This window comes from Guyparkeria sp. TX1 (assembly GCF_046523965.1).
GTDB lineage: Bacteria > Pseudomonadota > Gammaproteobacteria > Halothiobacillales > Halothiobacillaceae > Guyparkeria.
Genome location: NZ_CP144142.1, coordinates 1964364 through 1979154 on the forward strand (window position 1 = coordinate 1964364; position 14791 = coordinate 1979154).

14 protein-coding genes are annotated in these 14791 nt (G+C 64.9%); 3 read left to right on the forward strand and 11 right to left on the reverse strand.

What is annotated here, in order from left to right; translation table 11 throughout:
• Window positions 1–286: 286 nt before the first annotated feature.
• From VWP12_RS09060 to ppsA, 6 genes are all read right to left on the reverse strand, one after another.
• Complete coding sequence (locus VWP12_RS09060; protein WP_158611780.1) at window positions 287–439, reverse strand: hypothetical protein; 153 nt, start codon at window positions 437–439, stop codon at window positions 287–289.
• Between the two features lie 490 nt (window positions 440–929).
• A complete protein-coding gene (locus VWP12_RS09065; RefSeq protein WP_410473850.1) occupies window positions 930–1847 on the reverse strand; it encodes an ROK family protein in 918 nt (305 codons plus the stop codon).
• Between the two features lie 115 nt (window positions 1848–1962).
• Window positions 1963–2460 carry a thiol peroxidase gene (gene tpx / locus VWP12_RS09070; protein WP_410473851.1) on the reverse strand — a complete coding sequence of 166 codons (498 nt, stop codon included), beginning with the start codon at window positions 2458–2460 and terminating at the stop codon, window positions 1963–1965.
• Between the two features lie 96 nt (window positions 2461–2556).
• Window positions 2557–3027: an HAD family hydrolase gene (locus VWP12_RS09075; protein ID WP_125198896.1), complete on the reverse strand. Its 471-nt coding sequence runs from the start codon at window positions 3025–3027 to the stop codon at window positions 2557–2559.
• 3 nt (window positions 3028–3030) lie between these two features.
• Window positions 3031–4143 (reverse strand): iron-sulfur cluster carrier protein ApbC, encoded by a 1113-nt coding sequence (gene apbC, locus VWP12_RS09080; RefSeq protein WP_410474962.1) that lies wholly within the window; start codon window positions 4141–4143, stop codon window positions 3031–3033.
• 95 nt (window positions 4144–4238) lie between these two features.
• A complete protein-coding gene (ppsA, locus tag VWP12_RS09085; RefSeq protein ID WP_410473852.1) occupies window positions 4239–6632 on the reverse strand; it encodes a phosphoenolpyruvate synthase in 2394 nt (797 codons plus the stop codon).
• 165 nt (window positions 6633–6797) lie between these two features.
• Between ppsA and VWP12_RS09090 the strand changes: the two genes are divergently transcribed.
• Complete coding sequence (locus VWP12_RS09090) at window positions 6798–7742, forward strand: MBL fold metallo-hydrolase (protein ID WP_410473853.1); 945 nt, start codon at window positions 6798–6800, stop codon at window positions 7740–7742.
• Between the two features lie 102 nt (window positions 7743–7844).
• Here VWP12_RS09090 and VWP12_RS09095 read toward each other — a convergent pair whose 3' ends face one another.
• The 4 genes from VWP12_RS09095 to VWP12_RS09110 form a co-directional block, all read right to left on the reverse strand.
• Window positions 7845–8063, reverse strand: a complete 219-nt coding sequence (locus VWP12_RS09095) for a hypothetical protein (RefSeq protein ID WP_410473854.1) — start codon at window positions 8061–8063, stop codon at window positions 7845–7847.
• Window positions 8056–8736 carry a hypothetical protein gene (locus VWP12_RS09100; RefSeq protein ID WP_410473855.1) on the reverse strand — a complete coding sequence of 227 codons (681 nt, stop codon included), beginning with the start codon at window positions 8734–8736 and terminating at the stop codon, window positions 8056–8058. Before VWP12_RS09100 ends, VWP12_RS09095 begins: the two co-directional genes overlap by 8 nt.
• A 76-nt stretch (window positions 8737–8812) precedes the next feature.
• Window positions 8813–9541 carry a pirin family protein gene (locus tag VWP12_RS09105; protein WP_410473856.1) on the reverse strand — a complete coding sequence of 243 codons (729 nt, stop codon included), beginning with the start codon at window positions 9539–9541 and terminating at the stop codon, window positions 8813–8815.
• Window positions 9538–10539 (reverse strand): glutathione S-transferase family protein, encoded by a 1002-nt coding sequence (locus tag VWP12_RS09110; protein WP_410473857.1) that lies wholly within the window; start codon window positions 10537–10539, stop codon window positions 9538–9540. The genes VWP12_RS09105 and VWP12_RS09110 overlap by 4 nt, the downstream gene beginning before the upstream one ends.
• Window positions 10540–10786: 247 nt before the next feature.
• Between VWP12_RS09110 and VWP12_RS09115 the strand changes: the two genes are divergently transcribed.
• On the forward strand, window positions 10787–12037 hold the full coding sequence (locus VWP12_RS09115) for a YeeE/YedE family protein (protein WP_410473858.1): 1251 nt from the start codon (window positions 10787–10789) through the stop codon (window positions 12035–12037).
• Between the two features lie 45 nt (window positions 12038–12082).
• On the opposite strand, the gene VWP12_RS09120 is transcribed toward VWP12_RS09115, so the two are convergent.
• Window positions 12083–12952, reverse strand: a complete 870-nt coding sequence (locus VWP12_RS09120) for a hypothetical protein (protein WP_410473859.1) — start codon at window positions 12950–12952, stop codon at window positions 12083–12085.
• Here VWP12_RS09120 and VWP12_RS09125 point away from each other — a divergent pair.
• Window positions 12942–14747 carry a Na/Pi cotransporter family protein gene (locus VWP12_RS09125; RefSeq protein ID WP_410473860.1) on the forward strand — a complete coding sequence of 602 codons (1806 nt, stop codon included), beginning with the start codon at window positions 12942–12944 and terminating at the stop codon, window positions 14745–14747. The genes VWP12_RS09120 and VWP12_RS09125 overlap by 11 nt on opposite strands.
• The last annotated feature ends 44 nt before the right edge of the window (window positions 14748–14791 follow it).

Below are 14791 nucleotides of genomic sequence, written 5' to 3' on the forward strand. Positions count from 1 at the left end.
TTTCCTGCTGATATCCGGCCGACCGGCCGACGTGGAAACTACCCACCACCGATCTCCCTGTTTATACGAATAACCCTATGAAGGAGTCTAGTTCAGAGCGCCGCCATCACCGTTAGCTTGACTACCGGAGCCGGGACTCCTTGCCGACCGTGGAAATGAAAAAGCCGGCGCCCTAAGAAGGGCGCCGGCCTTATCGCTTCATAGCGGAAACGATGGTCTTGATTGAGGTGGCCCGGAAGATCTGAAGCGCTCGACCTTCCCGGCCGGAATTTTTTTCATGTCAGCATCAACTGTGCTGATGTCGGTGCTCCCGTTCTTCCTGGGCGTGCTTGGCATCGCCGGACCTCTTCCAGAGCATCCAGAACGCTGCCAACGGCATGCCGACGATGCCGATCATGGCGAGGATGCTGATAAGCACGATTTGCAGTTCAATGTCCATGACAATCAACCTCCGATTGTTTGATCGCATGACCGCCTTGGGTCAGGCCAGGTCATGGCATCGAATTTAGACCCTGCTTATGCGCCTATCAACCCAGTAGATCACTGCAGTATTCCTCAACCCCTTTTGGCCACCGGAAATCGGCGTCAGCGCAGGCGTTTGCCAATGGAAAAGGGAAACTCTGTACGGTTCGATGGCATCTCTGGCTCGCGGGCTTGTTCGCAATCAAGGCGCCGAAGCGAAGACGGGCTCGTTACCCGTTTAGGGACGGCAAAACCGAGTGCGGGCAAACCCGCGAGCCCCGTCCGGGCGGGCCTCCAAGGACCCATCTGCAGCATCGCTGGGTTCGTCCGTGAACCCTCGCCCTTCGGGCCGGCTTGCGCCGGCCGGATCGGCGTCATGCCGATTCGGTCCAGCCCTTGTAAAGGGCGACGGCCCTTCACGACGGACTGCGCCTTGCATTTGGGCCCTTGGAGGTCCCGCAGAGACGTCATCGAACCGGGCAGTGTTTCCCTAGGAAAGCCGCCCCACGCACGCCGCTGGAATCCCCGAAGCGGGGCGCCACCAACCGGGTGGTGATCGGGTCGGAGAAGACGAACTCGTCCCACTGCCGCGGCACGTTCTGGTAGAGCCGTTCGACGTTCGACATCCCGCCTCCGAGCACGATCACGTCCGGATCGAACAGGTTGATCACGTACGCCAGTGCGCGAGCCAGCCGCATCTCGTAACGAGCGAGGCTCGCGTTGGCCGCGTCATCTCCGGCCAGCGCTCGGGCCACGATGGTCTCACCGCCAAGCGACTCGCCAGTGCGCTCGGCGTGATCGCGCTCGAATGCCGGCCCGGAAAGCCATTGCTCGATGCAGCCCTTGAGGCCACACCAGCAGGCAGGCCCGGGCGACTCACCCGTCTCCGCCCAAGGCAGTGGGTTGTGCCCCCACTCACCGGCAATCGCGTTGCGTCCGACCAGAACCCTGCCATCGACTACCAACCCGCCACCCACACCGGTACCCAGGATCACGCCGAACACCGAATCGGCGCCCGCCGCGGCCCCGTCATCCGCGGATTCGGATAACGCGAGGCAGTTGGCGTCGTTGGCCAATAGCACCTCGCGCCCAAGACGGGCCTCGAGATCCGCCTTGAGCGGTCGATCGTTGAGGACCACCGAGTTGGCGTTCTTGATCAGACCGGTGCGCGGCGAAATCGTGCCGGGGGTACCCACCCCGATGCCGTCGGCCCGACCGCACTCGCGCTCGGCGCGTTCGATCAGCGCGGCCATGGTCTCGACCGTTCCGGCGTAGTCACCCTTTGGCGTGGGTTCACGTTCCCGCCAGCGGATGTGGTTGTCGGGGTCAAGCACCGCGACTTCGATCTTGGTGCCGCCCAGGTCGACGCCCAGTCGATTGCTCATCGCCTTATTCCCCTGCTCCCAAAAACGGCGGCCCGGCCGCGAGGCGGATCAATATCCGTCCACGTACCGGGCCTGAATCTACGTCCGGTCGAGGCCGGACGCGGTCTGACTCGGATCAAAGCGCGCCAAGGGCGGCCTCGTAATCCGGCTGATCGGCAATCTCGCCGACCTGCTCGACGTGAAGCACCGTGTCGTCAGGGCCCAGAACGACCACGGTGCGTGCCGCGAGGCCTGCCAGGGGACCATCGGCGATGCGCACGCCGTAATCGTCGAGAAATTCCGGGTGACGGAAGGCCGAGAACATGGCGATGTTATCCAGCCCCTCCGCCTCGGCGAAACGGCCCTGGGCAAACGGCAGGTCCATGGAGATACCGAGCACCACCGTATCGCCAAGCTCACCGGCACGACGATCGAACTCGCGCACCGATTTGGCACAGGTGCCGGTATCCAGGCTCGGGAAGATATTCAGCACCTTCTTCTTGCCCGCAAACGCCTCCAGCCCCTTGTCGGAGAGATCGCTCGCGGTCAGCGAGAACGCGGGCGCCTTGTCACCCACGGACAGCAGCTTGCCGGCAACGTTGACGGGCGTACCCTTGAATGTGACCTGGGACATGGATTGCCTCCTTTCTCTTGAGCCAGCTGAACTGGCAGAAATGACTGTCGAAATCGTTGAAACGCGGGCGGCAGTGCGCCGCGTCGTCGAGGGTTGTCAGTTGCGTAGCGTCGCGATCAGCCGCTTGGGTTTCAAGAGTAGATCAAGAGCGCTGTTGATGTCCGGGCAGATCACGTCGCAAGCATCCAGCGCGTGGCGCGAGAGTCCCTCGGGCTGCATTACGCCGACACCCAGCACGGCTTCGGCCAGCATCAGGGCATCGTTGCGGCCATTGCCGATGGTGACGCACTCACGGGCCGAGAGGGTACGTACGTAACGCTGCTTGGCCTCGTCCTGGAGGTGATCGGACAAGGTCGAGAGCGTCACCGGCAGATCCACCAGTCGCCCTTCGACATCACCGTAGGTGTCGGCCGTGATCACGTGGACATCGACGTGCTTGGCCAGTTCACGCAGACGCTCGCCCACGCCCTCGACCAGGGCGCCGTCGAGCGCCAGCGTGCCGTTGTAGTCGAGCACCAGATGCGACAGGTGCAGGACGCCCCGACTGGGGATGGTGATTTCCAGCATGGTTTACTCCTCGATGACGATTTCCGGTCCAGTCTGATCCTGCGAGCGCACTGCCCGCCCGAGGCCGGCCGCCAGGCGCCGCGCGGCCTGCCGGTAGGTGCTGGCCAGAGCGCCGGACGGGTCCTTGGCAACCGTCGGGGTGCCGGCATCCAGATCCTCGCGGATCCGCAGGTCCAGGGGCAGACGACCCAGCAACTCGGTGCCGTACTGGCGGGCGATCGATTCACCTCCACCCTCGCCGAAGATCGCCTCGACGTGACCGCAGTTCGAACAGACGTGCGTCGCCATGTTCTCGATCACACCGAGGATCGGTACGTTGACCTTGTTGAACATGTTGATCGCCTTGCGCGCATCCAGGGTGGCAATCTCCTGGGGCGTGGTCACGATCACGCTGCCAGCTACCGGCACCTTTTGCGCAAGTGTCAGCTGCACGTCACCCGTGCCCGGCGGCATGTCGACGATCAGGTAATCCAGGCCGTCCCAGCGGGTGTCGTTGAGCAACTGCATCAGGGCCGAGGTCACCATCGGGCCACGCCATACCATCGCCGATTCCTCGTCGACCAGGTAACCGATCGACATGGTCTGCAGGCCATGGGCCTCGACGGGGGCCATCGACTTGTCGTCGACCTGGCGCGGCTTTTCACTGCTACCCAACATGCGCGGCTGGCTCGGGCCGTAGATGTCGGCATCCAGCAGCCCCACCTTCGCGCCATCGGCGGCCAGGGCCAGGGCGAGGTTGATGCTGGTGCTGGACTTGCCCACGCCGCCCTTGCCCGAGGCCACCGCGATGATGTTCTTCACGCCCGGCAGGGGCTTGCCGTGCAGGGCTGAGCCCTCGGGGGCGACAAAGGCCACCGTGACGGCGGGGACGAGCGAGGTATCAACGCTGGCGACAGCCTCGCGAACCCGGCTGGTCAGCTCGGCCTCCCAGTCCCCCGGCGGGTAGTCGAGCACGATATCGATCTGGCACGACTTGTCGCCGCATTCGACACGTTCGACCGCCCCCGATTCGGCCAGCGTCTGGTCGTTATTGGGATCGTGAATCGCCTCCACCGCACGCTGGATCTCGGCGTTTCGTTCGTCGTTCGCGTTGCGCTTCTTGCCGAACAGGCCCATCAATCTCGTCACTCCGCTTGGTTCTTTTGGCGCTGAACCGGCGCGACAGCCGGCAGGACCCCCTAGAGTAGCAAAATCGGACCAATCCGGTCTGGTTATCCCAACCGTTTTTCTGCCTCAAGCACCGTCTGCTGCATGGGCAGGAGACTGTCGGGGTTGAGCGACAGGCTCGAGATGCCCTGCTCGACCAGCCACTCGCTGATCTCGGGGAAATCCGAGGGTGCCTGTCCGCAGATCCCGATGTACTTACCTTGCTCGCGGCAGGCGGCGATCGCCATGGCCATCAGCTTGAGCACCGCCGGGTTGCGCTCGTCGAGCCCCTCGATCAGCGAGGAGTCACGATCGACCCCCAAGGTCAACTGCGTGAGATCGTTCGAGCCGATGGAAAAGCCGTCGACGTGCTCGAGGAATTCGTCGGCGAGCAGTGCATTGGCGGGGATTTCGCACATCAGGTAGACATTGAGGTCGTGTCGCCCCCGTTCGAGACCGGCCTTCGTCATCAAGGCAAGCACCCGGTCGACCTCCTCGACACTGCGCACGAAGGGCAGCATCACCTGGGCATTGGTCAGGCCCATCCCCTCGCGCACGCGCCGCAGGGCCTCGCACTCGAGCAGGAACGCCTCGGCGAACGACTCGGCGTAGTAACGCGATGCGCCACGGAACCCGAGCATCGGGTTTTCCTCGTGGGGCTCGAACCCCGCCCCGCCGACCATCGCGGCGTACTCGTTCGACTTGAAGTCCGACAGGCGCACGATCACCGGCCGCGGGTGGAAGGCCGCCGCGATCGTGCCCACGCCCTCGGCGAGTTTCTGGATATAGAACTCGCGTCGATCGGAGAAACCCACGGTGTGTCGGTCGATCTCGGCCTGCGTTTCGGCATCCAGCTGGTCGTATTCGAGCAACGCCCGCGGGTGAATCCCGATGCGGTTGTTGATGATGAATTCCAGTCGGGCCAGGCCCACCCCGGCCGCCGGCAGCGAGGCCAGCCGGAAGGCCTGCTCGGGATCGCCGAGATTGATCATCAGGTCCGTGCGTGTGGTCTCGGTGCCCGACAGATCGAGCCGCTCCACCGTGAACGGCAGTACGCCGCGATAGACATGCCCGGTGCTGCCCTCGGCACAGGAGACGGTCACCTCCTCGCCATCGGGCACCCGCTCGGTGGCATCACCGCAGCCGACGATTGCCGGGATGCCCAGTTCGCGGGCAATGATCGCCGCATGACAGGTCCGTCCACCCCGGTTGGTCACGATCGCACCGGCCCGCTTCATGATCGGCTCCCAGTCCGGGTCGGTCATGTCGGTGATCAGGATCTCGCCGTCGTCGAGCTTGGCCATTTCCGCCGAGGACTCGATCGTGCGCGCCCGACCGGCCGCAATGCGCTCGCCGACGCTCTTGCCTTCCACCAGCACCTCGCCCCGCTCTTCCAGCCGGTAGGTGGCGTGGGTGGCGGCCTCGCGCTGCGAGTGGACCGTCTCGGGGCGGGCCTGGAGAATGAACAGCTCAGCGCTGTCCCCGTCCTTGGCCCACTCGATGTCCATCGGACGGAATTCGCCGGCCTGCTCGCTGTAGTGGCGCTCGATCTCCACGGCAAAGCGGGCGAGCGTCAGCACCTCCTCGTCGGTGATCGCGAAGCGTTGCCGTTCCTCGACCGGTACGTCGACGTTGCGGGTCGAGGCACCGTGGCGGGCCTCCTCGGTGTAGATCATGCGGATCGCCTTCTCGCCCAGCTGGCGCGAGACGATCGGGCACAACCCATCCTTGAGCATCGGCTTGTAGACATAGAACTCGTCCGGATTGACCGCCCCCTGCACCACGTTCTCGCCCAGCCCGTAGGCCGCGGTGATGAACACGGCATCCCGAAAACCCGACTCGGTGTCGATGGTGAACATCACGCCCGAGGCGGCCTTGTCCGAGCGCACCATCTTCTGCACCCCGGCCGACAGGGCCACCGCCATGTGGTCGAACCCCTGGTGCACTCGGTAGGAGATGGCCCGGTCGGTGAACAGCGAGGCGAACACGTGGCGGATGCTGTCGATCAGGGCGGCTTCGCCGGCAATATTGAGATAGCTTTCCTGCTGGCCGGCGAACGAGGCGGTAGGCAGGTCCTCGGCGGTGGCCGAACTGCGCACGGCCACGTCCGTGTTCTCGCCGTACTCCCGACCCAGTTCCCGGTAGGCCGCGACGATCTCCTCGGCAAGGTCCGCCGGCACCTCACCCTCGGCAATCCAGCCGCGGATCTGCCGACCAGCCTTTTCCAGCGCGGTGACGTCGTTGGTATCGAGCGAACCGAGTACCTCGCCGATCCGGTCGGTCAGATCGTTGTGCTCGAGGTAATGGCGATACGCCTCGGCGGTGGTGGCAAAGCCATCCGGCACCCGCACGCCGCGCTCGGCCAGCTGGGCCACCATCTCACCCAGTGAGGCGTTCTTGCCACCGACCGTGGCTACGTCGTTCATACCCAGTTCGGAAAATCGCCGCACAAAGCGCATTACTGCCTCTCCCTTGATCGTTTCGGGTCACCGACATCGGTCCGGTGACCCTGACTATGGCCTTAGGTCGAGCTTAGCACCGGCCGGGATCTCGTTGCGGGAACCTTTCTATCAATATTCGGTCAGACGCATTTATACTTGGCCGCCCCCTCAAAGGAGAGACCCATGCACCGACTCACCGCCCTGCTCGCCGGCACGTTTGCCCTGCTGACCACTGCCCTCGGCCATGCCGATGGCGAGGTCACCTACCAACCGACCGCCGAGCCGGTCACCGGCTCGGTGTACGCGATCATCGGGCCGACCGATGCCCGTACCTACGAGAACCACGGCATGAATGCCAACTACGGGGTGATCGTGACCGATGAAGGCGTGATCCTGATCGATTCCGGTCCCGGCGCCTTTAGCGGCCCGTACATCGAGCGCGCCGTTGCCGAGGTTAGCGACCAGCCGATTTGCTGGGTGGTCAACATCGGCGTGCAGGACCACCGCTGGCTGGGTAACGATTACTTCCAACAACAGGGTGCCGAGGTGATCGCCTTCGAGCAGACCGTCGAGTCGCAGAAGGAGTTCGCCGAGCAGCACATGGAAGGCCGCCTGCCCGAGGCATTGGGCGAGCGCTTCGATGGCACCAAGCCGGCCTATGCCGACCGCGTCCTCGACGGTGAGACCGCGAGCATCACGCTCGGTGGTACCGAGATCGAACTCTCCCTGACCAACGCCCACTTCCCCGGCGATGCGATGGCCTACCTGCCGGAAAGCGACGTGGTGTTCACCGGTGACCTGGTCTACGTCGACCGCATGTTGGGCATCCACCCGTGGTCGAACCCGCGGAACGGGCTGGAAGCCTTCGCCCGACTCGAGGAAATCGACCCCGATCATGTCGTGCCAGGCCATGGCCGCGTCAGTGACATGGAACGGGCGCGACGCGACAGCGGCGACTACTACGACTTCCTGGTCAACACCGTCGGCGAGGCGGCCCGCAACTTCGAGGCCATGAGCGACGTCATGAACGCCAACGACGACCTCGAGGCCTTCAAGCACCTCGAGCACTACGACAGCTGGCATCGCACCAACATGAACCGCACATTCATCCTGTTCGAAGGCATGTAGGGCGATCGGCAAACGCCCCCGGTCGCATCGGGCGGGCGTCGGCAACGAAAAACGGGGCATTGCGCCCCGTTTTTTTTCGTGCCTTGCCTCACCCCGTGCTTACTACCGCTCCGGGCGAGCCTTCTCGATCCGGCTTACCGCCAGGCGGTCATCCCCGGGAAGGACCACCCAGTCCTCGCCGTGATCGGTAACCACATCGATTACCCGAACGCGCCGCCAGCAACCATCCACCCGAACCTCGGCGTGCCGTTTGTGCAATGCCGCGGCCTCCAGCACATCCACGATGCCGCACCGGAAATCGGCTCCCGACTCGTCAACCATGGAGACCATCAGTGACGGGAGTGGCACTGCCGGAGCGGCGATCCATCAGGTACAGGCCCAGGGCCAGCAGGAACAGCACCGGCAAGGCCGATTCCATGCCCTCTTCCAGGGAGAGCATCACCATGTCGATGTTCTCCGACAGGGTGATGTCGAACTGCACTCGCAGGATCGACGGGCCACGGTCGACGGCCTTGAGGATCGGCGAGATCGCCACCGCGAACAGGGCCAGCCAGCCCCAGGGACGACGCCACCCCCCGCGGGCGAACACCTCGCGCCCACCGAGCACCAGCAACCAGACCAGCGTAATCGTCAGACCCACCGCGACCGCCCCGGCGATCAGCTTTTCGGCCAGAGGCACGCCGGTCATCTGGTAGTAGTCCGACTTGAACAGGCTGTCGGTGGTGAACTTCTTGTGCCAGCCCTCCTCGCGGGCCGCCAGCACCGCGGCGATCACGGACATACCAATCCGACGCCCAAGCCCGATCGGCCTGGCGAACAGCAGTATCACGGCAAGAACCAGCCAGAACACGGCGCTGAGGTCTTCAAACCAGCCCGTTTCACTGAACATGGCATCGGCGCGCGCAGGCGGCAGCACGAGACCCAGGTAGACGAGCCAGGCGGCGTAGACCACCAGCAGCAAGCCCGTCAGGGCCACGATGGAACGTTGATTCATGGAATATCCGTCCAAAAAATCGCCATGCTACCCAGCCATACACGCGGCGGCAACGCGCGCCAACGTCAGACGTACGCTAATCGACGTACGGCCCGCGCTGACGGATCGGCTCGCCGTGCGGATGCCCGGCCGCCACCATCACCTCGCTATTCTCGCCGGCCTCGAGCTCGATTCGCGTCTCGCCGTCGAGGAAGGCGGCCTGCGCCGGCGAGAGTGACTGCCCATTGACCCGCACCGCGCCGTCCTTGACGTAGACGATCGCCCGCCAACCGCCTGGCAATTCGATGGCGTGACGACCGCCGGCATCCAGCAGGACATGGCGATACAGGGCGTCGGTCTTCAGAGTCACCCGGCCACCCTCGCCGGCAATGCGCCGCTCGCGCCCGCCCTCGAAGGCGACCTCGGGCACCGACTCGGCGGGGGCCTCCTCGTAGGCCGGCTCGCTGGCCTTCAGTCGACGCGGGAGATTCACCCACAGCTGGATACCGCTGGTGGTCTCTTCGACCGAGGGCATCTCCGAGTGGACGATCCCCGCCCCGGCCGTGAAACGTTGCGCGCCACCCGGGCCCACCGTCGACACGTTGCCGAGGTTGTCGCGGTGCTCGATCTCTCCACTGAACAAGTAGGTGATCGCCTCGAAGCCGCGATGCGGGTGCTCGGGAAAGCCCGTGCCCGCACCGAGCTCGAAGTGGTCGAACATCACGAACGGGTCGAAGTTCATGAACACCGGCAGCGGCAGATGGCGCTTGACCCGCGCGCCGGCGCCCTCGGCCATCACGGTGGCATCCCGGATATCGATACTCACAGCAATACCTCGCGCTCGTCACGGTGAAGGCCGCGGTGGTGGGGTTGCCCGAAATCGATCGCCGGCCCGCGCGGCACGATGCCGGTGGGATTGATCCAGTCGTGGCTGACGTAATAGTGGTGCTTGATGTGATCGAGGCGCACCGTCTCGGCCACGCCCGGCCACTGGTAGAGCTCGCGGGTGAACGCCCAGAGGTTGGGGAAGTCGGTCAGCCGGTTCCGATTGCACTTGAAGTGGCCGTGATAGACCGCATCGAAACGCACCAGGGTCGTGAACAGCCGCCAGTCGGCCTCGGTGATCCGCTCACCCACAAGGCATCGCTGGTTGGCCAGACGAGCTTCCAGTTCATCTAACGTCTCGAACAAGCGATCGAACGCCGTCTCGTAGGCGTCCTGAGCCGTGGCGAACCCGGCGCGATAGACCCCGTTGTTGACGTTCTCGTAGACAATTGCGTTGATCGAGTCGATCGCTTCGTGCAGCCCGCCCGGGTAGTAGTCATCACGATTACCCGTGAGATCGTCGAACGCCGAATTGAACATGCGAATGATCTCGGAAGACTCGTTGTTCACGATGGTCTGACGCTGCTTGTCCCAGAGCACCGGCACGGTGACGATGCCGCTGACCTTGGGATCGGCACGGGTGTAGAGCTGGTGAAGGTGGTGCGCGCCCATCTGGCTGTCGGGTGTGGCGCCGGGGAAGTCACCGAAGTGCCAGCCCTCGGCCAGCATGTGCGGGTGAACCACGTCAACGCTGATCAGGTCGGTCAGACCCTTGATGGCCCGGAAGATCAGCGTGCGGTGCGCCCAGGGGCAGGCATACGAGACGTAGAGATGGTAACGCCCGGCCTCGGCGGGAAAACCACCTTCCCCAGTCGGCCCCGGTGATCCATCCGGCGTGATCCAGTGACGGAACATCGAATCCTTGCGGACGAACTCGCCGCCCTCGGATTCCGACTCGAACCAGTCGGTATGCAGCTTCCCCTCGACAAGCAAACTCATCGCTTCCTCCATTAACGCGTCCAACCGGGCCCTGCCCGATATCAAGCGCCGGAGTATGGACCAGGTTTCCGGTGACGTTGTCGAACTATTCGAAACCTTTGATTCGATATCCCAACATCAAAATCGACCTCCATGGATGGCCGGCTTATGCCCCGATCACGAGATTCTGTGGCAAAAACAACGCCCTGACGTGCTTTTCGCCCTACCATGACCGGACACCCTTTTTACCCTTCGTGACACGTCTTCAATGCCCCTACTGTTCGACAATCCCTGGCTAACCCTTCTTACCGGTGCCGCGCTGATCGGACTGGCCTTTGGCGCCATCGCCGCGGCCACCCGTTACTGCAACATGGGTGCCGTCTCAGACTGGGTACTGACCGGCGATCCGGGACGGATGCGCGCCTGGCTACTATCGATCGCGGTCGCGGTCGCGGGCGTTGCCCTGCTCGAGGCCGGCGGGGTATTCGATCTCGATCAGACCCGGGTCAACTACCGTGCCGCCGAGTTTCCGTGGCTGCGCTACCTGCTCGGTGGGCTGCTGTTCGGGGTGGGCATGGTGCTGGCCGGGGGCTGCACCACCAAGACGCTGGTCAACATTGGCCAGGGGGACATGAAATCGCTGTGGGCGTACGCCGTGGTGGGCGTGACCGCCGCCGGGCTGCTCTACTGGCCCGAGGCACGCTGGTTCGTCGACCAGACATTGGCCTGGCCGCAGTTGAGTTTCGAGGCCGTCTCGATCGGCCATCAAGATCTGGGCGCCCTGCTAGCGGGCGTCAGCCCGAGCGGCTCATTGGAACACTGGCGCTTGGCCACGGCCCTGGTGGTGGCCGCCGGGTTGATTGTCTGGCTGTGGCGGATGGATCACGCCCAGCGCATGCGGCGCGCGGACGTGATTGGCGGGCTGGGCATCGGCCTGGTGATCACCGCCGGCTGGCTGTGGACCGGCTCGCCCACGGGGCAGGCCCTGATGAGCGAGGCGGCACTCGCCTTCGACCCGCCCAAGGGCACCGGCGCCCAGTCGCTAAGCTTCGTCGCCCCGGCAGCCGAGGTGCTGCGCCTGGCTGAATCACCAGCCCTTGGGCTAGTCACCTTCGGCATCGTGGCAATGCTCGGGGTCATCGTCGGTGCCGCCGCCTGGGCTGTCCTACGTGGCCATTTCCGGCTGCAGGGTTTCCGCGCCTGGTCGCAGTTCGGCACCTATTCGATCGGCGGGCTGCTGATGGGTACCGGCGGGATCATCGCGATGGGCTGCTCGGTCGGCCAAGGGCTCTCGGGCAGTTCCACCCTGGCGCTGGGCAGCCTGATCGCCCTGGGCGGCATCGTGCTGGGGGCGTTCGTGACCCTCAAGATCATGCTCTACCGCGCGCTCTACCCGGAAAGCCGCCGGCGTTCGCTCACCTGCGCGTTGCTGGCCGACCTGCACCTTATCCCGCGCCGCTGCCACCCCTTCCGAGACGAGGACCCCTCCGGCGAACCTCCCGCCGGCTGCTCGCGTTAAGCCGTAGCCCTGGGACCTCGTCGGTATCGGCGCTGAACCGCCGACTCAATGGGCGACGGGCTCGATCCGCAACAGCGGCGCACGCCCATCGGCAAACACCCGCTCGGCCAGCCCCGCCGGGTAGTCGAGGGAGACCCGGGCGTTGGGTTCGAGCACGTGCAACTCGCCCCACTCGCCATCGTCCACACCGACATCAGCGTGGGCGCCGTAATGGGCCTGCCGATACCCAAACGCCTGGTCCTCGTTGTTGATCAACGTCAGGCGGCTGGTTATCTCAGGCTGGCCCTCGAGCCCCGCCTGATCACGCACCCGCTCGATATTGCCCTGCACGTACGGCGGCAAACCGACCGACAAGGTCTGCTCGTGGAGCTTGATATTGACGTGCGAGAGGCCGCTCAACGTCTCGCCCGGGTTGGCATCGAACACGATCATGTTGCGAAATGTCGTCTCGGCCCCCGCCTCGAGCTCGCGGCAACCGCGATAGCGCGTGTCCGGGAATACGCCAGAAAGCACCCAGGTGGCCCAGCCCGCACTGCCCTCGCGCTCGGCACTGCGACTGCCGCGGTCGCAATCCTCGGTGCGCACCTTGCTGGTGGCAAACAGCCCATGGGTCTCGCGCTCGCGGATATCGCCGATCTCGAGCTCGGCCTCGACATCGGCCTGACAGCCGGTGAGCAGAGTGGTCAGGCCCATGCCGGCGAGCAGCAGGGGCATCAGGACGGTACGACGGGGCATGGGCAACCTCTCGGGCTCGACCTTCGGCTGGCCGCCCTTGGATTGGCGGACGCCCAGCCGATCACGGTGGTGAAATCGGGGATCGGAGTCTAGCACCCGGCCGGCCTGCCAGCCTTGCTCGCGACTGCTGTGACCTCGGCCACCGACATCGCCACGCCAGATGGCTATCATGAACGGCATGAACCTCCATCTGGCACTCACCTTCCTCGGCGGCGTCGGCCTGTTCCTGCTGGGCATGCGCCTGATGACCGATGGCCTGAAGGTCGCCGCCGGCGACGCGCTGCGCGAGATACTGGCCCGTGGCACGGCCACCACCCCGCGCGGGATCATCTCGGGCATCGGCATCACGGCGGTGGTGCAATCGTCCTCCGCGGTGATCTTCGCCACGGTCGGTTTCGTCAACGCAGGGCTGCTGACGTTGTTCCAGGCCGTCGGGGTGATCATCGGCAGCAACATCGGCACCACGGCCACCTCCTGGCTGGTGGCGATCGTCGGCTTCAAGGTCGACCTGCAAGCCCTGGCGCTGCCCGCCGTGGCCATCGGCATGCTGCTGCGCGTCACCGGCCAGGGCAAGCGGCGCGCCTACCTGGGGGATGCGCTGACCGGCTTTGGCATCTTCTTTCTCGGCCTGGATGTACTCAAGGCGAGCTTCGGTGATTTCGGCGAGGGCTTCGATCTGGCAGCGCATACCGGCAACGGCGTGTGGAGCCTGCTGATGTTCGCGGCCATTGGCGTGATCATGACCGTGGTGATGAATTCCTCCAGTGCGTCGCTGGCTATCACGCTCACGGCGGCCGGCACCGGCCTGATCCCACTGACCTCGGCTGCCGCCATGGTGATCGGCGCGAACGTCGGGACCACCTCCACCGCCCTGTTCGCGGTCATCGGCGCCACGTCCTCGGCCAAACGGGCCGCGATGGCCCACGTGCTCTTCAACGTGGTGGTCGGCATCGTTGCGTTCGTCGGCCTGCCCGCCCTGCTCTGGCTGGTCGCACACGCCGCCCAGCTCATGCGCCTCGAGCCGGGGCCGGCCACCTCGCTTGCCATCTTCCATACCACCACGAAGCTGCTGGGCATGGCGATCTTCTGGCCATTGACGCCCCGGCTGGTCAGATTTCTCGAACGCCGATTCCGCAGCGCCGAGGAGGATGAAGGCCAACCGCGCCATCTCGACCGCAACATCGCCAGTACGCCGGACCTGGCTCTCGACGCGCTGAACATGGAATTGAAACGCATCGGCGAGATCGCCCGTCGAGGCGCCCGCGACGTGATCAGCATGGAAGGCTCGTCGGCCATCGAGCGCCTGCGCCGTGATCGCGTGATCGTCGACCGACTGATCCTCGCCACCGCGGAATTCAGCAACCGGGCCCAGTACGGCGAGATACCCGCCTCGATTGCCGACGGCTTTCCCCTGGCCATGCGCATCGGCCGTTACTACGGCGATATCGTCGAGCACGTCGAAGAGGTTGCGAAGCTCGAGGCCACGCTGTCGACCCCCACGGACCCGGCGATCAGCGAGGCACTCACCGAATTCCGGCGCGAGACCGCGCATTTCCTTGCCCTGGCCGACCCGGACACCGAGGGCTTCGAGATGAAGCCGATCAAGCGGGCGATCAAGGATTTCGCCGACGACTATCAGTCGCTCAAGGCGCTGTTGTTGCGCGCCGGTGCCGATGACCGGCTGCCCGTACGTCAGATGGTCGCCCGACTGGACGAACTGAGCCACGTCCGGCGCATCGTCGACCAGGCCTACAAGGCCGCCAAGTACACCCGCCGGCTGCGCAAGCAGCTCTACCAGCACCAGGACGAAGCCGGTGGCGTCGAGGATACCGACACCTATCGCGACGATGCCGTGATGGAGATGACCGGGGCCCCGACCCCGTCGGCCACCGAGGACCAGGAGGCACCCACCGGGCCGGCATACCCGACGGGCTCTTCGGAAGCCGACGAGACCCAACCGAGATCGCCTGGCTAATCACCGGCCGTTCGGCCCGCTCCTTTCTCGGCAACAAAAAAAGC